20 protein-coding genes and 1 pseudogene are annotated in these 25,456 nt (G+C 68.7%); all 21 read right to left on the bottom strand.

Features of this window, described 5'->3' with window-relative positions; translation table 11 throughout:
- The 21 genes and pseudogenes from aroC to H6693_02065 all read right to left on the bottom strand — a co-directional run bounded on the left by aroC (position 1) and on the right by H6693_02065 (position 25,428).
- Positions 1-1,173 (bottom strand): chorismate synthase, encoded by a 1,173-nt coding sequence (gene aroC, locus H6693_02165; GenBank protein MCB9514978.1) that lies wholly within the window; start codon positions 1,171-1,173, stop codon positions 1-3.
- A 115-nt stretch (positions 1,174-1,288) separates the two neighbouring features.
- A complete protein-coding gene (locus H6693_02160) occupies positions 1,289-3,763 on the bottom strand; it encodes an AMIN domain-containing protein (GenBank protein ID MCB9514977.1) in 2,475 nt (824 codons plus the stop codon).
- Between the two features lies 1 nt (position 3,764).
- A complete protein-coding gene (locus H6693_02155) occupies positions 3,765-4,205 on the bottom strand; it encodes a hypothetical protein (protein ID MCB9514976.1) in 441 nt (146 codons plus the stop codon).
- Positions 4,192-4,797: a type 4a pilus biogenesis protein PilO gene (gene pilO / locus H6693_02150; GenBank protein MCB9514975.1), complete on the bottom strand. Its 606-nt coding sequence runs from the start codon at positions 4,795-4,797 to the stop codon at positions 4,192-4,194. Before pilO ends, H6693_02155 begins: the two co-directional genes overlap by 14 nt.
- On the bottom strand, positions 4,794-5,393 hold the full coding sequence (locus H6693_02145; GenBank protein MCB9514974.1) for a PilN domain-containing protein: 600 nt from the start codon (positions 5,391-5,393) through the stop codon (positions 4,794-4,796). Before H6693_02145 ends, pilO begins: the two co-directional genes overlap by 4 nt.
- A complete protein-coding gene (gene pilM / locus H6693_02140) occupies positions 5,390-6,448 on the bottom strand; it encodes a type IV pilus assembly protein PilM (protein MCB9514973.1) in 1,059 nt (352 codons plus the stop codon). Before pilM ends, H6693_02145 begins: the two co-directional genes overlap by 4 nt.
- A 93-nt stretch (positions 6,449-6,541) precedes the next feature.
- A complete protein-coding gene (locus tag H6693_02135) occupies positions 6,542-7,213 on the bottom strand; it encodes a hypothetical protein (protein MCB9514972.1) in 672 nt (223 codons plus the stop codon).
- Positions 7,213-7,980 carry an ABC transporter permease gene (locus tag H6693_02130; protein ID MCB9514971.1) on the bottom strand — a complete coding sequence of 256 codons (768 nt, stop codon included), beginning with the start codon at positions 7,978-7,980 and terminating at the stop codon, positions 7,213-7,215. The genes H6693_02135 and H6693_02130 overlap by 1 nt, the downstream gene beginning before the upstream one ends.
- Positions 7,977-8,954 carry an ABC transporter ATP-binding protein gene (locus H6693_02125; protein ID MCB9514970.1) on the bottom strand — a complete coding sequence of 326 codons (978 nt, stop codon included), beginning with the start codon at positions 8,952-8,954 and terminating at the stop codon, positions 7,977-7,979. Before H6693_02125 ends, H6693_02130 begins: the two co-directional genes overlap by 4 nt.
- 337 nt (positions 8,955-9,291) lie before the next feature.
- Entirely contained in the window at positions 9,292-10,680 is a 1,389-nt protein-coding gene (locus H6693_02120) for a hypothetical protein (GenBank protein MCB9514969.1), read from the bottom strand.
- A 1,393-nt stretch (positions 10,681-12,073) separates the two neighbouring features.
- Positions 12,074-12,487, bottom strand: a complete 414-nt coding sequence (locus tag H6693_02115; protein ID MCB9514968.1) for a type II secretion system protein — start codon at positions 12,485-12,487, stop codon at positions 12,074-12,076.
- Between the two features lie 413 nt (positions 12,488-12,900).
- Positions 12,901-12,996, bottom strand: a pseudogene (locus H6693_02110) (prepilin-type N-terminal cleavage/methylation domain-containing protein).
- Positions 12,997-13,211: 215 nt separating this feature from the next.
- Positions 13,212-14,597, bottom strand: coding sequence for a sigma-54-dependent Fis family transcriptional regulator (locus tag H6693_02105; protein ID MCB9514967.1), 1,386 nt, complete (start codon positions 14,595-14,597; stop codon positions 13,212-13,214).
- Positions 14,598-14,615: 18 nt separating this feature from the next.
- Positions 14,616-15,962 carry a PAS domain S-box protein gene (locus H6693_02100; protein ID MCB9514966.1) on the bottom strand — a complete coding sequence of 449 codons (1,347 nt, stop codon included), beginning with the start codon at positions 15,960-15,962 and terminating at the stop codon, positions 14,616-14,618.
- A 6-nt stretch (positions 15,963-15,968) separates the two neighbouring features.
- Positions 15,969-17,177, bottom strand: a complete 1,209-nt coding sequence (locus H6693_02095) for a type II secretion system F family protein (GenBank protein MCB9514965.1) — start codon at positions 17,175-17,177, stop codon at positions 15,969-15,971.
- A 15-nt stretch (positions 17,178-17,192) separates the two neighbouring features.
- Complete coding sequence (locus H6693_02090; protein MCB9514964.1) at positions 17,193-18,266, bottom strand: type IV pilus twitching motility protein PilT; 1,074 nt, start codon at positions 18,264-18,266, stop codon at positions 17,193-17,195.
- Between the two features lie 7 nt (positions 18,267-18,273).
- On the bottom strand, positions 18,274-19,968 hold the full coding sequence (pilB, locus tag H6693_02085) for a type IV-A pilus assembly ATPase PilB (GenBank protein MCB9514963.1): 1,695 nt from the start codon (positions 19,966-19,968) through the stop codon (positions 18,274-18,276).
- A 185-nt stretch (positions 19,969-20,153) separates the two neighbouring features.
- On the bottom strand, positions 20,154-21,920 hold the full coding sequence (locus tag H6693_02080; GenBank protein ID MCB9514962.1) for a TonB-dependent receptor plug domain-containing protein: 1,767 nt from the start codon (positions 21,918-21,920) through the stop codon (positions 20,154-20,156).
- Positions 21,913-22,458, bottom strand: a complete 546-nt coding sequence (locus tag H6693_02075; protein ID MCB9514961.1) for a hypothetical protein — start codon at positions 22,456-22,458, stop codon at positions 21,913-21,915. The genes H6693_02080 and H6693_02075 overlap by 8 nt, the downstream gene beginning before the upstream one ends.
- A 44-nt stretch (positions 22,459-22,502) precedes the next feature.
- The gene (locus tag H6693_02070) at positions 22,503-23,312 is read right to left on the bottom strand and encodes a PHP domain-containing protein (GenBank protein ID MCB9514960.1); all 810 of its coding nucleotides are present in this window, start codon (positions 23,310-23,312) and stop codon (positions 22,503-22,505) included.
- A gap of 106 nt (positions 23,313-23,418) precedes the next feature.
- Positions 23,419-25,428 carry a hypothetical protein gene (locus H6693_02065; GenBank protein ID MCB9514959.1) on the bottom strand — a complete coding sequence of 670 codons (2,010 nt, stop codon included), beginning with the start codon at positions 25,426-25,428 and terminating at the stop codon, positions 23,419-23,421.
- Positions 25,429-25,456: the final 28 nt, after the last annotated feature.

Raw genomic sequence — 25,456 nt, 5'->3', positions numbered from 1 at the left:
TCAGCGCCGGGTCTGCTGCCGGCGGTAGAGTCGCCAGGCCTGCTTGAGGTCGCGCAGGGTGTCCGCGCGGAACTCGTCGAGGACGGCGTCGGCCAACACGAGCGCGCACATGGCTTCCATCACGACGCCCATGGCGGCAACGGCGGTGCAGTCGCTGCGCTCGCGCACGGCCTTCACCGCGCGGCCGGTGGCGATGTCGACGCTGTCCAGCGGCTGCATCAAGGTCGAGATCGGCTTCATGGCGCCGCGCACGAGCAGCGGCTCGCCGTTGGTCATGCCGCCCTCGAGCCCCCCCATGCGATTCGAGCCCCGCGCGTAGCGCAGACCCGTGGCGGCGGCCTTGGCGGGCAGTATCACGTCCATCACGCGGCTGCCGCGCATCTGGGCGTTCTCGAAGGCCGGGCCGATCTCCATGCCCTTCACGGCGGGGATGGACAGGATCGCCTCGCCCAGCCGCGCGTCCAGCCGCCGCTCCCAGTGGACGTAGCTGCCCAGCCCCGCCGGCAGCCCCGTCACCACCACCTCGGCCACGCCGCCGAGCGTGTCGCCGTCCTTCCAGACGGCCTTGATCGTGCGCACCATGCGCGCGTAGGCGTCGCCGTCGGCCACGTGGAGATCGTTGGCGGCCGCCGCCTCGGCCAGGGCGGCCAGGTCGCCGTAGTCGACCTGCGCCTTGACCCCGCCGATGGACAGCACGTGGCTGAAGACCATCACCCCCAGCTCCTCCAGCAGCAGGCGGCAGACGCTCCCGGCCGCCACCCGCGCGGCCGTCTCGCGCGCGCTGGCGCGCTCCAGCACGTTTCGGATGTCGCCGGTGCCCGTCTTGAGGACGCCGGCCAGGTCGGCGTGGCCCGGCCGCGGCTGGGTGACCGGCTTCGGCGCCTTGCTTCCGCGCCGCGGCTCCGGGTGCATGCTCCGCTCCCAGTTGGCGAAGTCCAGGTTCTCCACCCAGAGCGCCAGCGGACTGCCCAGGGTCACGCCGCGGCGGAGGCCGCCGGTCACGCGGACCTGGTCCTTCTCGATCTTCATGCGGCCCCCGCGGCCGTAGCCCTCCTGACGGCGTGCGAGTTGCGCGTTCAGACGGACGGGATCGACCTTGAGGCCCATGGGCAGGCCTTCGAGAATCGCCGTGAGACCGGGGCCGTGGGACTCGCCCGCGGTGAGCAGCTGCAGGTGGCGCATGGAACGTCCTCGGCTGGAGACGCGCCGAGCCTAGCAAGCCCGCGGGTCCAGGCATAGAAAAACCCGGCCCCGCAAGGCGGGAGCCGGGTTCGCCCGAACGGCGGCGCTAGCCGCCCAGAGGAAGCGTGTAGCCCTGGTCGCGCAGGTCGGCCTCGGTGTCCGAGTTGCCCGGCTGCACGATCCGCGGCGTGATGAAGATGATCAGCTCGCGCTTGCTGTCGGTGTTGTTGCTGTAGCCGAAGAGGCGGCCCAGGATCGGCAGCTTGCCCAGGAAGGGCACGCCGTTCTCCAGGGTGCTCTCGCTCGACTTGATCAGGCCCGCGATCACGGCCGTGGAGCCGTTGTCCACCATCACGTTCGTCTTGCTCTCGCTCGTGGTGATGATCACGCCGCCCTGCACCGTCGCCTCGCTGGCCAGGTCGCTCACCTCGGTGAGCACCTGCATCATGATCTTGCCGTCGGGGTTGATGTGCGGGGTCACGACCATCTTGATGCCGATGGTGGTGAGCTGCGTGATGGCGTTGCCGGCCTCGTCCGCGACGATGAGCGGGATCTTCTTGCCCACGAGGATGTTCGCCTCGCGGTTGTCCATGGTCGTCACGCGCGGCGTGCTGATGATGTTCGCCTTGTTCTCCTGCTCCAGGGCCTGCAGGGTGACGTTGAGCTCACCCCAGCTGCGCACCGAGGCGACCTGCACCTGGCCGGCGGGCTCCGGGAAGGTCTGAGTCACGCTCGCGTTGCCGACGATCCCCGCGTCCGGGTTGACCACGTTGAGGGCGTTCCAGTCGATGCCCAGGTCGCGGCTCGCGCGGTAGTCCAGATCGACGATCCGCGCGGTGATCTCCACCTGCGGCATCAGCTGGTCGAGGCGCATGGCCAGCTCGGCCACCTGCGCGACGGTCTCGGGCAGGTCGGTGATGAGCAGGCTGTTCGTGCGCTCGTCCACGTCCATCTTGCCGCGCTCCGTGAGCATCTTGCTCAGGGGCTCGGTCATCTCCTCCGCCACGGCGTAGGACAGGTTGATCACGCGGGTCTCCAGGGGACGGTACTCCTGCCGCTTCTTCTCGGCGGTGAGCATCTCCATGTCCTCCTGCAGCAGGCTGCCGCGGGGCGCCACGCGCAGCACGCCGTGCTCCTCGCGCACCGCGTAGCCGTTCGCGCTGCAGACGGCGGCCAGGGCCTCGCGCCAGGGCACGTCGTCCAGCGTGACGGACACCTTGCTCTTGACCTCCTGTCCCGCCACGATGTTCACGTTGGCGAACTCGGAGAAGGCGCGCAGCACGGTGCGGAACTCGGCGCCGCGCATCTCGAGCGTGATGGGCGCGTCGTCGGGCTTGACCGCGCCGTGGCCGGCCATCAGGCTGGCGCTGGTCTTCGCGGCGGGCGCGGCCTTGGGCTGCGCGGCCGGGGCCGCCTGCGCGACCTGCACCGGCTCGCGCTTCGCGATCGCCGCGCTCGCGTCGGCCACCTGCATCGGCGCCGCCTCGGCGGCGGTCTGCTGCGTCCCGCGATCGAACTTCACCACGGGCGCGGTCTTGACCGGGGCGCCCGAGGACGAGGGCGCGCTCGGCTGCGCCGCCGTCTCGCTCGCCGCGGCCATGCCCACGGCACCGCCGGTCGCGGCCGCCATCACCACGGGCTTGCCCACGGGCGCGGCCTGACTCTGGCTCTTGGCGACGGGCGCCTGGGCCTTCACGACGGCCACGGACCTGGGCGCGCTCTCGACCTCGCTCGTGGAGCTCGCCGCCTCGGGCGTCTCGAACGGATCGCCGTAGAAGACGGCCTCCGCCTCGGCCTGCCGCTGCTCCAGCTTGGCCGCGGCATTCTTCGCAGCGCTCACCGCGGCGCCCGCGCTGGACGCGCTGCCGCCGCCGGAGAGCCGCGCGAACTCGCTGGCCGCGTCGCCGCTGGCCGCCGGCGCGGACGCGGCCTTCGCCTTGTCGGCCTGCTCCCAGTCGAAGGGCGCGCGGTCCTCGCCGTCGAGGTCGGGCTTCGTGGCCTTGGCCTTGGCCGCGGGGGCCTCGTCGGGCAGGGCGTCCATCGCGCCCATGCTCGCCGCCGCCACCGGGCGCGGCGCGTGGAGCGTCTCGCTCTCGGCCACCACGGGCAGCTCGTCCTCGTCGGCCGGCGCGGCCTTCGGCGCCGCCTTGGGCGCGGAGGCGATCACGGCGCCCGCGCTCGGGCTCGCCGGCATCTGGCCGGACGGGGCGAGCGTGATCCGCAGGAAGCGGCCCGACTCCTCGGTGAGGAAGTTGTGCGGGGCGCTCAGGTCCAGCACGATGCGCGCCTTGAGCCCGCCGGGCTCGTCCGGCTCGTTCTGGCCGACGCGGATCGCCTGCAGGTCGCCGCTGCCGGCGTAGTCCTGCACGTCCAGGGTGGAACGCACGTCCGGGAAGTCCAGGACGATGCGGTCGGGGTCGTCCAGCACCATGCTGCGGCTCTCGTAGGGGCCGTCGAAGCCGAGGATCAGCACGCCGTCCTCCCAGACCAGGGAGTTGAGCAGCGTGGCCGCCTGGGCCGTCAGCCCGCTACAGGCCAGAATCACCAGCAGGGCGGCGATCCTCAGGGTCTTGCCGAGCATCTCACTCTCCTTCCTTGACGAGCTCGAGGCGGATCTGCTGCCGCGAGTCGCCGTTGCGCATCCAGGCTGTGAGGGCCGCGTCGCTGATGGCGGTGACGCGCCCGGACCGGACGTTGTCGCCCTTGAAGAGGGCATAGCTGTCGCCGTTGGCGTCCTCCACCAGGGCGATGTAGTCGCCGCCGGGGAGCTTGACCACGCCCACCAGCTCGGCGGTGCGCAGGTCCAGCTCGCGCGAGGACGTCTGCGAGCCCGCCGTGTAGTCGGGCAGGTCGAAGGGATCGCGCGAGAGCGTGGCGTGGTAGGTGATCGTCCTCAGCTCGAGGCGCTGCTCGGTGACCTTCGGCGCGGGTTCGTCCCCCACCGCGGCCATCGCGCCCTGCGCCGTCAGCAGCGCGAGCAGGGCGAGGAGCGCCCAGCGCCGGCGCGCGTCAGCGAACCGCATTGCTGCCCTCCATCATGTAGAGCGTGGCGCGGAAGGTGGCCTCGATGCTGCCGTCCTTCGCGTCGCCCTCGACGTTCTTCTTCTTGGACGCGTCGTCCAGACCGCGGATCGTGAGCCCGTCGGTGCGGATGACGCGCGAGGCGTTGGCCACCAGCGCGATGAAGCGCCCCACCTTGTGATAGTCGCCGTGCACGCGCATCTCGATGGGACGCGTGAGCACGCCCTCGCCCGGCACCGTCTGCCCGGGCTGGAGCAGGTCGATCTTCACGCCGACCGTGCTGGCCAGGCGCGCGATCTCCTTCAGGAACTCGGGCATCTCCTCGGTGCGCGGCAGGAGCGCCTCGAGACGCGTCCAGTCGGCCTGCATCTCGTTCATGCGGGCCTGCAGCACCTCGAGCCGGCCCGCCTTGCCGCGGGCGATCTCCAGCTTGCGCTCCTGCTCGGCCAGCTCGGCGTCCACGCGCGCGATCTGCGCCTTCTTCACCCGGTAGGTGAAGGGCAGCAGGGTGCTGCCGAAGAAGAGGTAGCCCAGCAGCAGCGTGATCAGCACCGTGAAGGCGCGCCGCTGGATGACGGGGTCCTGAAGGTTCATGACTTACCCTCGGGGGCTGGGGCCGGCGTGGCCGGGGGACCGTCGGCGCCCCAGCCCGCGGAGACCGTGAAGTAGATCATCGGGCGTGTGCCCAGCATGTTGCGCTCGGCCTTGACCAGCTGCACGCCGCCGAAGTGCCCGCTCTGCTCCATGGACTTCATCAGGTCGCTGATGGGCTGGAAGCCCTCGGCGACGCCCTCCAGCGTGGTGCGGTTGCCGGCCTGGTTGCGGTTCATCTGCTTGATCCAGAGATTCGTCGGCACCACGGTGTTCACCGAGTTCAGCCACTCCACGTTCTCGAAGCGGTGCACCTCGAGCTGACGCAGCAGATCCAGGCGCTCGCTGAGCAGCGCGCTCTGGGTCTCGAGCTGCTCGATGGCCCGGGTCTGGCGCTCCAGCCGCTCCTGCTCGGCGTTCAGCTCCACCCGCTTCGACTCCAGCGAGCGCATCGTGTGGCCCTGGGAGAAGAAGGTGTAGACGCCGGCCGCCACGATCAGCGCCGCCGCCGCGTAGACGATCAGCGACACGCGGTCGGGCAGCGGCAGGGTGCGAGGCCGGGGACGGTCCTCGTAGGGCAGCAGGTTGATGCGAATCACGCGACCACCTCCCGCAGTCCCAGGCCCACGGCGACGCCGAGCAGGGCCGGCAGGCCCAGCTCGCGCATCTCGGTCTCCACGTCGGGATCGATCTCGAGGGCGCTGAGGGGATCCACGGTCTTGACCGGCAGGCGCAGGCGCTCTTCGAGGCGCTCGCGCAGGACCGGCAGGTTGCCGCCGCCACCGGACAGGTAGACGGCGCTGAGCTCCTCCACCTCACCCGCCGAACGCAGGTAGGCCAGCGAGCGCTCGAGACCCACGGCGATCTCTTCCGAGAGCCGCGCGATGGTCTCCTGCCCCGCCTCCTCCGGCTGCGTGCGGTCCACGTTGTTCGTGCTGATGAGCTGCAGGGCCTCTTCGTAGGGGATCTCGAGGTCGCGCTGCAGCGCTTCCAGGTACTGTCCGCAGCCGACGCTGAAGTCCCGCGTGAAGAGCGGGAAGCCGTCGCGGACGATGCTGACGTTCGTCACCTCGGAGCCCACGTTCACCAGGGTCGCCAGCGGCTCCTCGCCGCCCACGCCCTCGTGCAGGTTCTGGATGGCGAAGGTGTCCACGTCGATCACCGTGGGCGTCAGCCCCGCCTCGCGCAGCAGCGAGAGATGCTCGTAGATGACCTCGCGCTTGGCGGCCACCAGGAGCACCTCCATCTTGCCGTCGCCGGCGTTGGGCTCGAGCACCTGGAAGTCCAGGCTCACGTCCTCGATGTCGAAGGGGATGTGGCTCGACGCCTCCATCTCGATCAGCGCGCGCGCCTCCTCGGTGGTCATGCGATCCATGAGCAGGCGCTTGACGATGACCGAGCGGCTCGAGACGGCCGTGACCACCTTGTCCTTCTTGATCTCGGCGGCCTCGAAGGCGGCCTCGATGGCCGCGAGCAGCAGGTCGCGGTCCATGATCTCACCCTCCACCACCGCGTCGGGGGACACATGGGCCGTGCCGAAGCGCAGCAGGGTGGGACGGCCTTCGTTGCGGCCGATCTCCACCACCTTCACGAGTCGGCTGCCGATGTCGAGCGCGACCACATGGTCGCTCTCCTTCTTGAAAGGCAGCTTCATTTCACCTCCTGGGGCGCGCGAAGGCGGGCATTGCGCCAACCACGCCGGACTCCGGGTGCGATCTCACGACAGCAAGCCATGTGCCATCCTTCCTCAGGAGGGCGCCGCCGATGGCGTGGTCAGGCGCTCCTGACCCTGCTTATGCAGGATTGCTTCCAGCCGCCGCACGTTCTCGAGCGCGGCTTCGCGCACGGACGGATGTTCCGCCGTGGCGGCCACTTCCAGCCACATCTCCCGCGCCACGCGGGGATCGCCGCCCAGCTCCGAGATGCGGGCGACGAAATGGCGCCAGGCCGGCGCCACCCCTGGGCAGCGCCCGGCCCGCTCGAAGGCGGACTTTGCGGCCTGGTAGTTTTCCAGCCACAGGTACTGCATGAATCCCTGCTCGTAGGGGTAGTACCAGGTGCCCGGGTTGGCGCGCTCCGCGTAGGCCAGCCAGCGAACGGCGCCGGCCGGATCGCCCATGTCCGTGGCGCGGATCACGGCGGCAAAAAGGGTCGCCCGGTGGAAGTTCGGATCCAGTCCCAGCAGCCGCTCGACGCGCAGGTTGAAGCCCGCGAGGTCGTGCTCTCCCATCCGGTAGCCGCCGAAGTACTGGAGCAGGTCGAACCAGTAGTAGTCCACGAGCACGGCCTCGCTGCCCATCATGACGGACTCGAGGGCACGATGCGGCGCCTGGCGCCGCACGGCGGGCCAGGGCTGACTGAGCTGGGCCACCACGATCAGCAGCGCGCTCAGCGCCAGGAAGACCGGCTCCTTCCGCATCAGCGGATCTCGCGGCGGCTGAAGATGGCGGCCGCCCCGCCCACCAAGGCCGTGAAGTAGAGGAGCGTGTAGCCGAGCGCGCCGAGGATCGCGTCGGGCGCGGGCGCCACGCCGGCGACGAGATCGTGACGCACCCGGTAGAGCTCCAGATGCGGCAGCACCCAGTGGGCGCCCAGGGCCACGCCCTTGATCACGGCGCTGTGCGACAGCTCCGCGAAGCGCAGCAGGTCCGCGGACAGGTGGCCCGCGGCGAACATGGCCAGCGCGAGAAAGAGCGTCATCACCAGTCCGGTGAAGGTGGAGAAGAGCAGCACCATCCCCGCCAGCAGGGACATCTCCATCACGATGTAGAGCAGTCCCACGGCGAGATGCCCCACGGGCGGCACGCCGGTGGCCCAGGCCACGAGCAGGTAGACGAGCGCGGCGCCGCCGACCATGAGCGCGAGCACGCCGAGGAGGCCCATCACGCGGCCGATGAGGTACTCCTGCCGCGAGACGGGGCGCGTCAGGATGCCCAGCCAGATCCCCCGCTCCTGTTCGCGGTGCAGGCTCCAGGCGCCGAGCACCAGCATCGCCAGCAGGCCCGAGGCGTGGATCCAGGCCAGGGCGACGTCGCTGAAGGTCTTGTCGCGCGCGCCCAGGGTGAGCGGCGCCATGAAGGCCAACACGGTGAGCAGCAGGGCGCCGAGGCCGAGCAGCGAGTAGAGCAGACGGTCCCGCAGCGCTTCCTTCAACGCGCTCCAGGCCAGCACGGCCGCGACTCTCATACGCGCTCCTTGACGGGTTCGTCCGTGGGTTCGCTGGCCGGTGCCTCCCCCTCCGCGGCGATGCTGGCGATGATCTCGTCCGCGGCCAGATCGCGCCGCTCGTGCAGCTCGAGGATGGGGATGCCCAGCGCCGTCCAGCGCTGCAGCAAGCTCTGCGCGCGCTCGAAGGGCAGGCCGCGGAAAGTCTCCGTGTCGCCCTCGTGCACGCTCTCCAGGTCCGGCGCGTCCAGCCGCGCCTCCTTGACCTTCTCGAAGGGGATGCGGATATCCACCGCCAGGGGGCGGCCCTCCGCGTGGAGCGGGATCTCGCGGCGGATGCGCCCGCCCGACAGCACGCCCAGCCGGTCGGCCAGCGCCTCCAGTTCGGAGAGGATGTGGCTCGAGACGATCATGCTCGTCCCGGCGCGCTTCTGGTCCAGCAGGATGTCGATCACGCGCTGCCGCTGCAGCGGGTCGAGGGCGGTGAGCGGTTCGTCGAGGATGAGCAGCTCCGGTCGCGCCAGCAGCGCGAGCGCCAGCGCCAGACGCTGCACGGTGCCGCGGGAGAGCTGCCGCACCTGCTTGCGGGCGACGTCGGCCAGGTCGAACTGCGCGGCGAGCCAGTCGAGGCGGCTGCCGGCCGTGACGATGCGCGAGCGCACCAGCGCCGCGTGGAAGCGCATCACCTCGCGCACCGTGAGATTCGGGGGAAAGGCCGGGCTTTCGGGGCAGTAGCCGAGGCGCAGGCGGACGTCGTTGTCGCTCGGGCCACCGCCCAGCAGGCGGATCGAGCCCGTGTCGGGCCGCGCCAGACCGGTGAGCAGCCGGAAGGTCGTGCTCTTGCCGGCGCCGTTGCGTCCCAGGAGTCCGTAGACCTCGCCCCGGGCCACGCTCAGGCTCAGGCCGGCGAGCACCGGTGCCCGGCCCCGCGCGCGGCGGCCGTAGCTCTTGTGGAGATCCTCGACCTGGAGGACCACCTCTCCGCTCGTGCTCATGCTCAGGGCTCCTCCCCTGACCGCAAAGCGGTCGAAATTGCCTGACGACGGCCGAAAAGCGCCCAGTAATGGCGCGTTCGGCCCCTTCACGAGGGGAGTCGCACGGGGCGTTCCAATCGCGCATCCACGGAGGGGAGAGAGGACCAGGGTTGGTGAGGATGTCGATCGCTAGATGCCGATGATTGACTGGAGAGCTCCAAAAAAGCACTGCGGTAGGTCGGCAAACTGGCAAGGTCAGCTGTAGTGGTGTGACTATGCGAGTGGTCAAGAGATGATCCCGGGCCGCAAGCACCCGGGATCAGAATCAAAGCGATCAGGTCAAGACTGCCCTCGGTGTTCAGCGCAGCAGGCATAAGCTCTTCGAATCGCGCCCCAAACCCCAATCCATCTGACAGAAGTACACTCCTGCCGGCGCGCGATCACCCTCATCCGATTTCCCATCCCACTCGACAGTATTGATCCCAGCTTCTGCTAACCCTTCATACAATGTCCGCACATGCCTACCCTGGACGTCCACGATGTCAATAGCAACTTGCCGATGTCGGTCCAACGCATAGCTGATCGCCGTCGACCGAAAAAACGGATTCGGCCAGGCCGCCACGACTGATAAGCCTGGCTCGACCGCATCAACAAGCGGGGAGTCGCCTGTCACGGTCCCCCCAAGCTTGGCTGTGAACATGCCGGGGGCACTGGTCATAACAGTGCAATTGCCCATACTCAACGGGACACTGTTGTAGTGCCCATGCACCAAGATGTAATCCCACTCATCCAACGACACATCCGCGGCCGTCGTGTTCCCTGTGTTGCTAGCGCCAAATGGATCAAGTACCCATACTGTCGATCCATCCACCCCATCCAGTTTCGCTAGCAGTCCCCTGCGCACACTGTCATTCAAGCCGAAATCGATGTCACCGATCTCAGCCAAACCTGTTACGTAGCCCGTGACCAGTACGCTTCCCGCTGCATCGATGGCGACGCCACCAATTGCATCGCTCCCGCTGCCACCGAGTGCAAGCACCCACTCCACCGCCCCCTGATCATCGAACATGATAAGGGCGTCATCCACGCCGCCTGGATCCGCGATTGCATAGTCAGCGCCCCCCACAGTCAGCGTGCCGTGGAAGCCACACGCAACAAGCACCCCCCCTGCCGAAGACGTCGCGATATCGTAGCTAGGGTCGACCAGAGTGCTGCCGAACGCGCTGCCCCACTCGGCTGAAAAGCCACTCTGCAAGTCACCCGAAAACGACGCCGCAAAAACATCTACCGATCCCACAGGTGGTGTCAGGAGGATCCCCGAGCCTAGGTTTAGATTCCCATCGAATGTCCCGGTTATCGCGAATCCAGTGGAACTTGACAGGGCGATCGACCGAGGTGTGTCGGTCCCCGATGAAGTGAAGGCTGCATCCCAAAGAAGTGTGCCGTCAGCGGACGAGAAGACAGCGATGAACATGTCTCGGCTGGTAGCAGAGTGCTCACCGCTTCCGAAGTCGATATCTCCTTGAAAGTACCCCAGCACAAAGACGTTTCCCGAATCGTCAACCGCAAGGGAGGTCACTGCCACCTCCGCGCTGTTCCCGAAAGATAACCCCCAGATGCAGTCTCCGCTACTTGCCACCCTGGCGATGAAGATGTTAGCCTGCGTTCCGATGGCATATAAATCACAATCGTCTGCTCCCCCACCGCAATCGCCAATGTGGATGGCACCATTAAACTGACCGGCCACATACACGCTCCCGCCCGGCCCCGTTGCCAGGGCCGTTGGGTACTGCGCTTCAGATTCGTCCCCTGTGCACTCCCCATACGTCCAAACATCTTCGAAATCCCCATTGCTAGAGTACTTTACCAAGTACATGTCCAACCCAAGGGGCGTTTCAGGGGATTCTGGAAATGCCGGATCGAACGGGGTGGGGGTCGAAAAGCTACCAGTCACATACACATATGGGCCCACCCCTGTTGCGACGGCAACGGGCGTCACCCCTCCAGAGGGCACCTGAGTCACCCAATGGCACGATGCGTCGTCACGGTCTGCCGCTACTGAGTTCGACATCCACGCCACCTGCACCAGCAAGAGAGCGCTGAATACCACGATCAAGCCTGATGACCGCATGTTTGAACCTCCTTCACCCACGAGTCAGACCTCGCTACTGGCACGAGCACTGATTGTAGTATTGCGCAAAGATTCCGAAGTCGGCCGTTGTGACCGCACCACTCTCGTTGTAGTCGCAACATAGGTTGCACTCAGTGCAGTTTAGCTCACCCGCCAGAATCCCCATATCCCCAATGGTGACTTGCCCGTCTCCATTCAGGTCGGGAGAGTCGACACCTATCTCAACGGACTCAATCGACTGGACGCCGAGCACGACGGCATGCATTTCAAGCAGATCACAAGGCGGCGGCTCCGATGACGCCAAAACCGAACCGAAGAGGCTTCCCGTGAACGACGTCTCGCCAAGGCTATTCGTCTGGCCGTCTGGGTGATTGTATTCCTCGGCGGGCCCACACAGCCATATACTCGGATGCCACAACCATATGTCCGTGGGAGGGATGCTTTCTACTGGGTCCCCCACGGTGTCCAACACCGTCAAATAGATTGCCAGGGACTGACCGCCCGGACCTGCTGTATCTAGCTCCTCGCCACCGCAGGGCGCTATTGTTACGCGTCCAGTCCCGGCCGATGAGATGTAGATATGTGCTCCATCCGGTATCCCCGCCCACGCGTCTACTGCCAGGAGCATAACGAACACCGCAACAGGAAACCGCATTCTCTACCCCCTCCGTGTCGTTGCCGCCTTGTCGCACATGACCCATGCTGGGCACAATTTGCACAAAGAACTAAGCATCTCCGGATTGATAGATCAAGTATAAAGTAGCTGCCGGCCTGCTGCTGGTCGGGGAGGAGCTGCGGGAGCCGTGGTGGCCCAGGCTGATTGCACCCGAGTGGGTTGGCAGGCCGACAGGTTGCCGAGGCGCGGTACTTTTCGCTTCAGTGCGGACCAGCGGGTTCGAGCTTTGGCCTGCCCGCCTGCTGGGCACCTGTTGTGCTTGACTTGTGGGACTGGAAGCTCCCAGGCCCGTAGGGTGCTCATAGCCTCAACATGTACCGACTCTGCAGGAATTTATCCGTTTGACAGGCCGAGGAGTAGCCCTCCGCCGTTGCCGTAGCAGTCGAGGCGGTAGTGCTGCGGATCGCCCATGGCCGTGGGGTCCTGGTAGTCCACCATGCCCTCGGCGGGACCGGCGCCCACGCTGAGACCGTCGGCGCCGCTGAAGGGGTTCTTGAAGATCGCCCCTCCCGGCAGCTGCGCCTGGATGTCCGCCAGGGCCGTGGCGGCGGGCGGATAGGTGCCGAAGTTCGCGGCGGCGTAGGCCTCCACCGCGAGCTGCCCCGCGTGCCCGTTGGCCTTGACCGAGGCCTCCATGGCGCGGTTGCGCATGGTGGTGAAGTTCATCGTGCCCATGATCGCGAGGATGCCGATCACCACGATGACCACCATGAGCTCGATCAAGGTGAAGCCCCGTCTATCCAGCATGAGCGCGACCTCCCGCACGACATGCCCAGAGCCAAGGGCAGGACAGGTAAAAGCGGCGGGGGCCGAGAGCCCCCGCCGCCAGGGAATCCGAACTAGCCGTTGGTCAGGGTCAGCACGAGCGCCGCGGCCTTGCCGTAGCAGTCGAGCTGGTACTGGTTGGCCACACCGGTCGTCGTGGGATCGGAGTAGTCCACCATGCCCTCCGCGGCGCCTGCACCCGCCGTGAAGCCGTCCGCGGCCCCCGTGATGGGGTTCGAGAACGCAGTGCCACCGGGCAGCGCGTTCTGAATCGCCGCCTCAGCGCCCGCACCGTCGGGATAGACGCCGTTGCCCTGGACGGCCAGGTCCTCCACCGCCAGCTGCGCCGTGTGGCCGTTCGACTTCACGGCCGCCTCACGGGCGCGGTCCTGCATGGCGACGAAGTTCGGGATCGCGATCGCGGCAAGGATGCCGATGATCACGACCACGATCATCAACTCGATCAGGGTGAAACCCTTGTTGGAAAACATCTAGCTTACCTCCTGTTGGTCCGCCGAATCGGGCTCGGTTGGCTCCTACGCGTCGGTCCGGGCCCCCTCATCGCAAGGGTAGTGCCAAGCCGCCCTTGCACATTGTGGCGCGCGAAGCCCTTGAACGGCAGGAGCTTGCGCTTCGCGTTGCAAGCTGCACGAAAGTGCCCTGCCTGAGCACCCGTGCAGTTTGGGCCCCACGGGGACCCGACGAATCAGTCCACCTGCGCCATTTCGCGCTGCGGCTCGAGGCCGTAGCGCTGGATCTTGCGGTAGAGGGTGGACGCATTGATGCCGAGGATGGCGCTGGCCTTCTTCTTCTGCCATCCGGTGGATTCGAGCACCTGCAGCAGGTACTCCTTCTCCAGTTCCTCGAGCGTCGCCCGGGGCTTGCCTTCGAAGAAGGCCTTCGGGCTCCGGTCGGGGCTCTCCAGCAGCTTCTCGGGCAGCGACTCGCGGTCCAGGCTGTCGCGCTCCTCGAGCAGGACCATGCGCTCCAGCACGTTCTCCAGCTCGCGGACGTTGCCGGGCCAGTCGTACTCGCAGAGCAGCTCCATGGCGTCGCGGGTGATGCCCTTCATGGGCAGGCCGCGCTTCTCCGCCAGGCGCTGGATGAAGTGCCGCACCAGCAGGGGGACGTCCTCGCGGCGTTCCCTCAGCGGCGGCACCGTGAGCGGGATCACGTTGAGTCTATAGTAGAGGTCCGCGCGGAAGGTGCCGCGCTCCACCTCCTCCTCCAGGTCGCGGTTGGTGGCGGCGAGCACGCGCACGTCCACCTTCACCGGCTGCGTGCCGCCCACCGGCAGGAACTCGCGCTCCTGCAGCGCGCGCAGCAGCTTGACCTGGAGGGCCGGCGTGATCTCGCCGACCTCGTCGAGGAAGATCGTGCCCGACTCGGCCACCTTGAAGAGGCCCTCCTTGTCGCGGATGGCCCCAGTGAAGCTGCCCTTCACGTGGCCGAAGAGCTCGCTCTCCAGCAGGTTCTCGGGCAGCGCGCCGCAGTTGACGCCCACGAAGGGCTTGTCCGCGCGGCCGCTCATGAAGTGGATGGCCCGCGCGATCAGCTCCTTACCGGTGCCGCTCTCGCCACCGATGAGGATGGTGCTGTCCGTCGCCGCGATCTTGCGCACCACGGCGAAGATCCGCTGCATGGCCTCGCTGCTGCCGATGATGCTCTCCAGCGACGAGTCGTCCTGCAGCTGGCGGCGCAGCTGGGTGTTCTCGCTGCGTACCTCGCGCATGGCCAGCGCGTTGCGCACCACCATCTTGATCTCGTCGTTGCGGGCCTGCTTGATCAGGTAGTGGAAGGCGCCCTTGTTCACGGCCTCGATGGCGGTCTCCTGGCTCGCGTAGGCCGTGAGGAGGATCACCGGGATCGACGCGTCGATGGCCTTGATGCCCGCCAGGAGCTGGATGCCGTCCATCTCCGGCATGCGGATGTCGCTGATCACGAGATCGGCCCGCCACTGCTGCAGCTCGCGCAGGGCCTGCTTGCCGCTGCTGACCGCGCGGATCTCGTATCCTTCCTTGGCGAGCATGATCGACAGGAAGCGGATCATGCTCTCTTCGTCGTCGACCAGTAGGATCCTGGGCTGAGCCATGGGCTCGGGCTCCCTCCGCTAAGACTGCTGTACTGCTGTTTCGGTCGTTTCCGGGGCGTGCGCCCCGGTCGCGTCGCCCGCGCCCCGCCAGAGCAGGGGCAGGCGGACGCGGAACACGGCGCCCGGCCCTTCACTTTCCACCAGCTCGAGCTGGCCGCCGTGCAGCCGCACGAGGCGGTGCGCGATGGCGAGCCCCAGGCCCGTGCCGCCGGGCTTGGTGGTGAAGAAGGGCTCGAAGACGTGCTCCTTGTCGGCGGCCGCGATGCCGGGCCCGTCGTCGGCCACGTCAATTGTCAGACAGTGTCCGGTGGCCCCCTTCTCGCAGTCCGACGCCGGCGCCTGGGCCAGCGTGACCTTGAGCGCGCCCCGCCAGTTCACCGCCTGCGCGGCGTTGAGCAGCAGGTTGAGAAGCACCTGCTTCAGCATGCCGGGGTCGGCCTCCACCTGAGCCGGCGCGTCCTCGGCGCCGAGGGTGAGGCGCAGCTGCTCGCCCGCCTCGCTCCGCTGGCGCAGCAGCCGCAGCACCTCGCGCAGCAGGACGCTCGGATCGAGCACCTCGGGGCTCGGCTGGCGCTCGCGCGTGAAGTCGAGGAACTCCCCGATCAGCGCGTTGAGCCGGTCGCTCTCCTTGATGATCAGGTCGAGCAGCACCCGGTGCTCGCCGGACAGCTCCAGCTCCCCCGCGAGCAGCTCCACGCTGCCGGCGATGGAGGCCAGCGGATTGCGGATCTCGTGGGCGATGGACGCCGCCAGCGCGCCCACGGCGGCCAGGCGCTCCTGCTGCTGCATGCGCGCCCGGAGCTTTCTCGCCTCGGTCAGGTCCTGGAACACGGCCACCGCGCCGGAACCGCCACCCAGCCGGCTCGTCGAGATGCCGAGCGGGATGATCTTGCCGTCGGTGCGGGTCACGTCCAGGCTGCCTCGGTTCACCGTCTTCCCTTCGAGCGCGTCGCGCAGCAGGGCGGCCAGGCCGCGCTGCCCCGCGATGGGCCAGCGATCCACGTGCTGTCCGATCATTCCCCCCCGGCCCATGCCGAGGATCCGGGTCGCGACCTCGTTCCAGCGGCAGACGGAACCGGTCTCGTCCAAGCCCACCAACCCGCTGGGAATGGCCGCAATGATGTCTTCGGCCGTGCGCGTGCCCGCCTGAAGTATCGATTCCGACATCATTCGCCGTCGTCGTTCCGCGCGAAGCCCCGCGACGGTCCAGGCGCCCGCGCCCGCCGCCACGGCCCCGAGCCCCAGCAGCAGCGAGGGCGGAGCCCCCAGCGCGGCCGCCAGGGCGGCCACGGCGCCGGCGCCCCCGCTGATCATGGCGGTCCAGGCGGGGTCCAGCGTTGCGCCGGCTGGCTCGACCTTCTGCATCCTCCCCTAACCTCCGGACACGACGCTGATGAGCTTGAACATCGGCAGGTACATGGCGATCAGCATGCCGCCGACGATGAGACCCATGACGACGATCATCACCGGCTCGATCACCGCGGTGAGCGAGTCCACCGCCGCGTCGACCTCGTCGTCGTAGAAGTCGGCGAGCTTGCCGAGCATCTCGTCCAGGCGGCCGGTCTCTTCGCCCACGCTGACCATCTGCGTCACCATTGGCGGGAAGACGCCCACCTGGCGCATCGGCTCGGCCAGCGTGGAGCCGCCGGTCACCGAGGTGCGGATCACGCCGACGGCGTCCGAGACGATGGTGTTGCCCGCGGCGCGGGCGGTGACGTTGAGGCCGTCGAGCAGCGGCACGCCGCTGGCGAGCAGGGTGCCGAGCGTGCGCGAGAAGCGGCTCACGGAGCCCTTGCGCACGACCTGGCCGATCACCGGGATGCGCAGCATGATGGCGTCCACCTTGCGTGCGCCCTTGTAGGTGGCGCGGTAGCGCTTGAGGAAGATCAGGCCGCCCACGATCAGGATCACCAGGACCCAGCCGTAGTGCTTCAGGCCGTCGCTCGCCATCATGACGATCTTCGTGGGCAGCGGCAGCTCGCCGCCGAAGTCCGCGAACATCGCCGCGAAGCGAGGGATCAGGAAGAGCAGCATGAAGGCCGTGGCGCCCATGCTCACCGAGAAGACCACCAGCGGGTAGGTCATGGCGCCCTTGATCTTGCGGATCAGGGCTTCCATCTTCTCCAGGTGCGTCGCCAGGCGCTCGAGGATGGTGTCCAGGATACCGCCCGTCTCGCCCGCCTCCACCATGCTCGTGAAGAGCTCGTTGAAGACGACCGGGTGGTCCCGCAGCGCCTCGTTCAGCGTCGAACCGCCCTCGATCCTCTGCGTCACCTGGCTGATCACCGAGCGCAGCTCCGGGTGATCCATCTGCTGCGCCAGCACCTCGAGGCACTGGATGAGCGGCAGACCGGCGCTGATCATCGTGGCGAACTGGCGCGTGAAGAGACCGAGGTCCTTGACCTTGATCTTCTTCGGGCGCGAGAACATGCCCTTCTTGGCGGCCTGCTCCTGCACCAGGGTGATGCGGATCTTCTGCTTGCGCAGGTTCTTGAGGACGTCCGCCTTGCTGTCGGCCTCCAGCACGCCGGAGACCCGCTTGCCGCTCAGCGAAATGCCCTGCCAGACGAAGCTAGCCATGCGCTATCCCTTCGGCTAGGAGTCCATGTTCACCAGTTCGCCGATCATGTGCTGGAGCTCCATCGGGTCGCGGCTGCGGCCCATGGCGTCCTCGAGACTGATCTGGCGGTTCACATAGAGCTCGTAGAGACTCTGATTCATGGTCCGCATCCCGTACTTCTGCCCCGCCTGCATCATGCCGTAGACCTGGTGCACCTTCCCTTCGCGGATGGCGCTCTTGATCGCCGGCGTGCAGACGAGCACCTCCGACGACAGGCAGCGCCCGCCGCCCCGCGCCACGGGGATCAGCTCCTGCGTGGCCACGCCCTGCAGCACGAAGGCGAGCTGCGCGGTGACCTGGGCCTGCTGCGAGCTGGGGAAGATGTCGATGAGGCGGTGGATGCTCTCGTAGGCGCTGTTGGTGTGCAGCGTGGCCAGGCAGAGGTGGCCGGTCTCGGCGATGGTCAACGCGGCCTGGACGGTCTCCAGGTCGCGCATCTCGCCGATCAGGATCACGTCCGGGTCCTGCCGCAGCACGTACTTCAGCGCCACCGCGAAGCTCTCGGTGTCGGCCCGCACCTCGCGCTGGTTGACGATGCAGCGCTTGTGCTGGTGCAGGTACTCGATCGGGTCCTCGATCGTGATGATGTGGCCGTTGCGGTTCTCGTTGATCCAGTTCACCATGCTGGCCAGCGTGGTGCTCTTGCCGCTGCCCGTCGGGCCCGTCACCAGCACGAGCCCCTGGGTGCGCTTGGCGAACTCGCCCACCGCGTTGGGCAGTCCCAGCTGCGAGAAGGACTTGATCTCGAAGGGGATCTGTCGGATCGCCATGCTCACGACGCCGCGCTGCAGGAACACGTTGGCGCGGAAGCGCGAGAGGTTGGGGATACCGAAGGAGAAGTCGAGCTCGCGCGTCTTCTCGAAGCGCGAGCGCTGGTCCTCGTTCATGATGCTGTAGGCCAGCTTGCGCGCGAGTTCGGGCAGGATGCGGTCCTCGCCGAAGCGCGTGATCTCGCCGTCGATGCGGAACATCGGAGGGAGTCCCGCGGAGAGGTGAAGGTCGCTGGCGCCCTTCTCGATCATCTGACCCAGCAGTTCGCGCAGGTTCATGTTGATCTCAGTCAATGTTGGTCTCCCTCAGAACTTCCTCCAGCGTCGTCATTCCCTGGGCCATCTTCCACAGGGCGTCCTGACGCAGCGTGATCATTCCATCGGCGATGGCCCGCTCGCGGAGCTCCGCCGTCGACGCCCGGTCGAGGATCATCTCCTTGAGCCGGGGCGTCATCACCATCACCTCGTAGAGTCCGACACGGCCCGAATAGCCCGTGCCGTTGCAGTTGGGGCAGCCGGTCCCCTTCTGGGGCTGGGCCGTCTGCGCGTTCTCCGGAGTCATCCCCGCCTCCACCAGCACCTCGGGCTGAATCTCGACCGGCGCCTTGCACTTGGAGCAGATGCGCCGAACGAGTCTCTGGGCCAGGATCAGCCGCACAGAGCTCGACACCAGGAAGGGCTCGATGCCCATGTCGATGAGTCGCCCGATGGAACTGGGCGCGTCGTTGGTGTGCAGAGTGGAGAGCACCAGGTGACCGGTGAGGGCCGCCTTGGTGGCGATGCTGGCGGTCTCCAGGTCGCGGATCTCGCCGACCATGACGATGTTCGGGTCCTGGCGCAGGATGCTCTTCAGCGCGCTGGCGAAGGAGAGCCCCACGTCGTCGTTGATCTGGACCTGGTTGATGCCCTCGAGGTTGTACTCCACCGGGTCCTCGGTGGTGATGATGTTCACGTCCACCGTGTTGATCTTGGTGAGCGCGGAGTACAGCGTCGTGGTCTTGCCGCTACCGGTCGGGCCGGTGACCAGCACCATGCCGTAGGGGCTCTTGATCGCCTCGAGGAAGTGCTGGAGCGGGCCCGTCTGGAAGCCGAGCTTGTTCAGGTCGACCTGGAGGTTGCTCTTGTCCAGGATTCGCATCACGATCTTCTCGTCGAAGAGCGTGGGGAGCGTGCTCACGCGCATGTCGATGTTCTTGCTGCCGATGCGCAGCTTGATGCGGCCGTCCTGCGGCACGCGGCGCTCGGCGATGTCCAGCTCGGCCATGATCTTCATGCGGCTGATGATCGCGCTCTTGAGGCGGTTGGGCGGGCTCATCATGTCGTGCAGGATGCCGTCGATGCGGTAGCGCACGCGCATGTTCTTCTCGTAGGGCTCCACATGGATGTCGCTGGCGCCCCGCTGCACAGCGTCGGCCAGCAGGCTGTTCACCAGCTTGACCACCGGCGCGGCCTGGCTCTCGGCCTCCATCTCGCGCGTGGCCAGCAGCTCGTCGTCGTCGTCGATGACGTCGATGTCGCCGTCCATCTCGTCCATGACGGACTTGAGCGTCTGCGCGCGGTCGTAGTAGCGGTCGATCGCGTCCTTGATCGCGGACTCGGGCGCCACCAGGGGACGGACCTCCAGACCCGTGTAGAACTTGAGGTCGTCGATGGCGAAGAGGTTGTCCGGATTGGCCATCGCCACTTCGAGCACGCGGCCCTGGCGGCCCACGGGCACCAGCTGGAAGCGTGTGGCGATGTCTTCGGGGACGAGCTTGATGATCTCGTTGTCGATCTCCATGGAGCCGAGATCGACGGCCGCCACGCGGAAGACGGACGACAGGAAGTCCCGGAACGAGGCTTCCTCGATGTACCCGCTCTCGATGATGTGGCGACTCAGCGCTCCGCCCTGACGCTGGTGCGCCTCGACAATATTGCCGAGCTGCTCCGGCGTCAGCAGTTTGCTGGCGAGGAGCGCCTCGCTGAGTTTCTCGTTGGTCACGGGTCCTCCGGGGGCCGGGCATCCATGCCGGGTGCCACCGTTCCCCGAGAGGCAACGCATATGCCAGCGCGCACTCTGCAAACCCTGTCCGCAGAAGCGCCCGGCGCGGCGCAAGCTTCCCCGTGAGGGCGCGCCGACGACGCGAACCGCCGCCCTAGGCGGCCGAACGTGCCCTTTTGCGCGGTCTAGTGATCAAGTTGCCAGTCGATGCCGAGGCGCAGCGTCGACGGCTGGACGGGAAAGCCCGGCAGTTCCTCCCCCGCCCAGTCCAGCGCATTGCTCAAACGTAACCAGAAGCGAGCGTCCAGCACGCGGAGCTCCGCGCCCAGCGAGGCCCTGACGATGTTCCCGTGATCGCTGCGGCCGCCGCGGAACTCGAGTCCGCCGTCCAGCGTGAGGCGGGCATCGGCGGCGAAGAAGGCGCGGCCCAGGCTCAGCGTTCCCCGCGCGGCCAGCGGATAGAAGGCGCGCTCCGCGGTGGAGGCCTCGTCGAAGCCACCTTCGGCGCTCAGGTCGACCGCCGCGGCCATCACGCCCCCGAGGCCTTTCACGCGCGTCCCGAGCGTCGCGCCCAGCGCCTGACGCGCCTCGCCAGGCGCCGCGCGCCAGGCGCCGCCCGCGTCGGTCTCCACGAGGACCCAGTCCAGCCCGCCTTCCTCGTGCGCGACGAGCAGGCGCGCCCAGAACGACTCTCCCTGCCGGTCCAGCGCGGCCCCCGTCCGCAGCAGCGGGTCGCCGGCGGGCGCCTCGCCGGGAGCGCTGAGCGCGGCGGGCCAGCGCTGGAGGTCGGGGACCCGGTCTCGTCCCCAGGCGACGTCGCCCCGCCCACCGGCGGCGAAGCCCTCCACGGCCCAGCCGGCCGGAAGGGTCCAGCGCAGCGACGCCTCGCCCTGCACCCGTCCCCGGCGCTCGTAGGGCGCCGTGAAGCGGCCGCCGAGCGCGGCGCGAAGACGCTCGCCGAGCGCGGCCTCGCCCCGCGCCCCCAGCCAGAGCCAGGCGGGGCGCGGCAGCGGCGCACGCTCCCCGTCCACGGTGAAGCCCAGCTGATGACGCTCCGCGCCGCCCAGCAGTCGCAGGGCGTCCCCCGCCAGCGGACGGGACCAGCGCAGCGCGACGCCGGCGTCGGTGGCGCGGCCGTCCGCGCTGTGGCGGTCCAGCAGCGTGTGGCTCAGCGTCAGCGCGCCCAGCGGGCTCGACGGCAGCTGCAGCGCGAAACGGGTGCGCTCGCGGTACCAGGGGTCGAAGCGGGTGCCGCTGCGATCCAGATGCCAGGCGCTGCCCTCGAAGGACAGCTCCAGCGGCCCCGCGCCGCCCCCGTCCAGCAGCACCCGCGTGCTGAGCTGCCGCCGGCGCGTCAGGCTGATCTCCGGCGTGGCGCTCGTCTGCACGGGTTCGCCGTTCCACACGGCGCTGAAGGGATAGCCCTCGGCGAAGACCTCGTCCAGGCCCACCAGCACGGCGACGTCGCCCGGCGGCGTCGTGAAGGTCAGGTGACGTCCCCGCTGGCCGAAGCTGCCCCGCGAGAGCTGCAGCCGGGTCTGCACCCGCGGCGCCTCGGGACGCCGCGTGGTCACGCGGATCACGCCCGCCAGCGCCGCGTCCCCGTAGTCCGCGAGCTGGGGCCGCAGGTCCAGCTCCACCGCCTCGACGAGCGCGATGGGCAGCTCCTCGGCCAGCGGCTCGCCGGTCCAGGCGTCGCGCCAGGGCACGCCGTCCACCACCAGGAGCAGTTCGCCGGGGCGCGCCCCGGGCGCGAGCACGCGATACGGCAGGCCCTCGCCGCCCTGGCGCTCCACCGTGAGCATCGGCGCGGCGCGGAGGACGTCCTCCAGCGTGTCCGCGTGCAGCCGTCGCAGCGCCTCGCCGTCGACGCGCCAGGTCTGGGCGGGCGCGCCCGTCGCCAGGGCCAGGAGCGCCAGGGCCAGCAGCAGTCGACGCCCCCGCTCAGGCATGACGTCCCGCCGCGTCCAGCCGCGCCACCTGCCGCATGAGCGGTCCGTAGCTGCTGAGGAAGATCAGCGCGTTGACCCCGAGCGAACCCGCCGTCATGAGGAGGCCGAGGGCCGCCCAGCCCTGCCACGCGCCGCCGCCCAGCAGGGCGAAGCTCAGGGCCGGCAGGAGCGGCAGGGCCAGCGCGGCCGCCAGCGCGAAGGGGAGCAGCAGCGCGCGGCCGGCCCAGCCGTCTCGCGCCGCGGAAGGCAGGCCGCGCCAGAGCTGTCCGCAGAGCGCGCCGAGCGCCGCGATCCAGAGTCCGGCCACGAGCTGCGCGCCGAAGAGCAGCGGAAAGGCGAGGCTCGAGCCGTAGGGGTTCAGTCCATAGTAGAGGGCGATGGCGATGAGGGACGCCGCCGCGCCTCCCGTCGGGCCGAGCGCGCTACCGGCCACAAAGAGGCTGAAGGTCACGAGCTCCACGTTGGGGACGGGCGCGAGAAGGAAACCCAGAGCGGCCGCGAGGGCGGCGAAGAGGGCGATGCGAACGGTGCGGCGCACCCTGGCTCCTTGGCGAGGCGAGCAGATGTCAACGCGCGGGGACCTTAGCCCATGCCCCCGGGACGGTCAAGGCGACCCCGCCCGGCCGGCCGCAACGCGCGCAGCGCGGCCAGCGCCTCGCTCGCCACGCCCTCGGCGCCGAGATCCCTGGCGCCGCTGCCGGGCTGATGGAAGTCGCTGCCGCCGGTGGCCACGAGGCCGAGCTCGCGACAGCGCGCCCGCAGCTGCTCCCGGTCCAGCACGGAGTGCTTCGGGTGGTCCACCTCCAGGCCTTTCAGCCCCAGCGACACGAAGCGTTCCAGCAAGGGCTCGTAGTCCGTGAGCGCGGGGTGGGCCCAGACGGGCACGGCGCCGTACTCCGCGAGCAGCGCGAAGCCGCGCTCGGGGTCCATGAGGGTCTTGGGGACGTAGGCGGGGCCGTCGTCGCCGATGTAGCGCGCGAAGGCGTCCTCGAGGCTCGACACCTCGCCGCGGGCGAGCAGCGCCTTGGCCACGTGCGGGCGGCCGGGGTTGCCGTCGCCGGCCTGCTCGAGGACGTCCCCGTAGGTCACCGCGCAGCCCAGCGACTGGAGCAGGTCCACCATGCGCTCCGCGCGACGGTGCCGCATCGCGGTCAGCTCGAGCAGGATGCCGCGTAGCGTGTCGCTCGCGTGGTCGATCCAGTAGCCGAGGACGTGGACGTCGCGGCCGTCCACCTGCACGCTCAGCTCGATGCCGGGGATGAGCTCGAGGCCGTGCTCGTCCGCGGCGGCGAGCGCCTCGTCGACGCCGTCGACGCAGTCGTGATCGGTGAGCGCCAGGCCGTCGAGTCCCGCCCAGGCGGCCCGGGACACCAGCCGTGCCGGTGAGAGCACGCCGTCGGACGCGGTGCTGTGGCTGTGGAGATCGTAGCGCAGAGGGCCTCCCCACCCCTTCGCGTCCAGCGCAGCGCCGGACCTTCGGGGCCAAGGGGGCAGCGTACTAGGCGGTGGTCAGCTTGGCAAGCTTGGCCTGGACGTCCCGGAACTCGCTGTCGAGCTGGTAGACCTTGGTGAAGGCGTCCAGCGCGAGGTCCCAGGCCTTGAGCATCTCGTAGGCCTCGCCCAGCAGGTAGTAGAGCTCGACCATGGACTTGTGCGGATAGGTCTCGGCGTCCAGGCGCGTCTGCAGCAGCAGCACGATCTCCCGCGGCCGCTCCAGCTCGAGCAGACAGCGCGCCATCCACTCGCGGGTCTTCTGGCCGAGGACCTTGTGCTCCAGCGTGTGCTCGAACTCCTCCAGCGCCTCCTCGAAGAGGCCCATCTCCATGTAGGAAACGCCCAGCTGGTAGCGCTCCTCCGGCGCCATGGAGCCCATCTGCTCCTTCATGCGCCGCTTGAACTCGCCGAGCACCTCGTCGATGTCGTCGGTCTGCAGCGCCTCGCCCGCCGTGGTGGACAGGCCGAAGCTGAGATGGCCGTCCTCGCCCGGATGCCCGGTGCTGTCGAGGTCGAGGCTCCGCCGACGGCCCTCCCGTCCGGGCAGGGTCTCTCCGCGCCCCCGCGCCTCGTCCTCGGCCTTTCGCTTCCACTCGCCCTCGGCTTCCTTGAGGCTGTCCTCCACCGAGACGAGTTCCAGGCCGTCGAGGTCGAGTCCACCGGCGGCGTGCCCGTCGCCGGGGTCCGAGGCGAGGCCGTCGCTGACGTCCGCGAGTGGCAGGCGCTCGTCGGCGTCGCCCTGGGACGAGCCCCCGCTCGGCGCGCTCTGGGTATTGCTGAGCGCGTCGCCGCCCTGGCGGCTGTCCATCAGCTCGGCGAGGCCCCCCGCCTCGTCGGGCGCCGCGGGCGCTGCCGCCGGCCCGTCGTCGCCCTGCGTGCTGTGCAGCAGCTCGACGCTGTCGTCCAGATGGAACTGGGAGACCAGCGAGTCCGCCACCTGCCGCGTGGTGAGCAGCTCGTCGTCGTCGCCGTTGCTGGGCAGCACCTCGACCTCGGGCAGGCCGCTGCGCTCGAGCTGGGCGAGCATGGACTCGGCGAGCGCGGCGGTCTCGTCGTCCTCGGTGCCGTCGTCCAGGCCCACGGGCTCCGCGTCCGCCTCCAGCGCCGGGGGTGCGGGTTCCGGTGCGGGTTCGGGCGCGGGCGCGGTGTCGGCGGGCGTCGCCACGGTGAAGGCCTCGAAGCCGTCGTCGGGCTCCGGAGCGCTCTCCGCGGTTTCGTCCTCGTGCTTCTCTCCACCGTTGCCGCCCGCCGCGGCCGAGGGCGTCGGCGCCAGCGGCAGCGGCTCGCCGGGGCTCGTGATGGTGAGCTTCTCCATCTCCTCGGCGGTGGGGATGCTCGGCCGCGCCCGCTTCTCGAGCACCGGGCCGGCGGGGGCTGCCGGCGCGGCGCTGTCCGGCGCGGGCTCGGGCCCGCCCGCGGGCGCCATGTTGCGGGCCTCGCCGCGCAGCGCCTCCGCGCGATCGCGATGGCCCTCGCGCTCCTCGAGGTCCGCCATCCGCAGCGTCGCCTTCCGCGCGAGTTCCTTTTCGCCCATCCGGGTGTAGGTGCTCGCGACGTAGCTCAGCAGTTCGCGGCTGCCCGCCTGAAGGGTCTCGGCCTGTTCCAGCAGCGTCAGGACGGACTTGCGGTCCATGGGGTCGTCTTCGGCGTAGAGCTTGAGCCCTTCGAGCATGTGCTCGGCGCCGTCGGCGAGAAAACCCTGCCGGGTCTTGAGCTCGCCAAGCACCCAGATGGCCTCGCGCTGCTCGGGCTCGAGGCGCAGGACCTTCTTGCACAGCGCCGCCCCGTTCGAGTACATCCCCAGCTCGCGGTAGGCGTGGATGCCCCGCATGAAGCTGGTGATGGCCTCGGCCTGGCGTCCCGACTTGAGGAGGATGTCGCCCATCTGGTTGTGATAGGCGGGCTGCGACTCCTCGACGCTGACCAGCTTCTCGAGCACGGCCAGCGCGTCGTCCCAGGAGGATTCCTGGAGAGCCAAGCTCAGGTTGCGCTTCAACTCCTGGATGCGGCTCAAGGGCTCTCCTTTCCCGAGCACAGGAACC

Source organism: Candidatus Latescibacterota bacterium, from assembly GCA_020633725.1.
In the GTDB taxonomy this organism is placed as follows: Bacteria; Krumholzibacteriota; Krumholzibacteriia; order JACNKJ01; family JACNKJ01; genus VGXI01.
The sequence above is the reverse complement of the archived record's forward strand: the minus strand, read 5'-3'. Positions and strand labels throughout refer to the sequence as shown.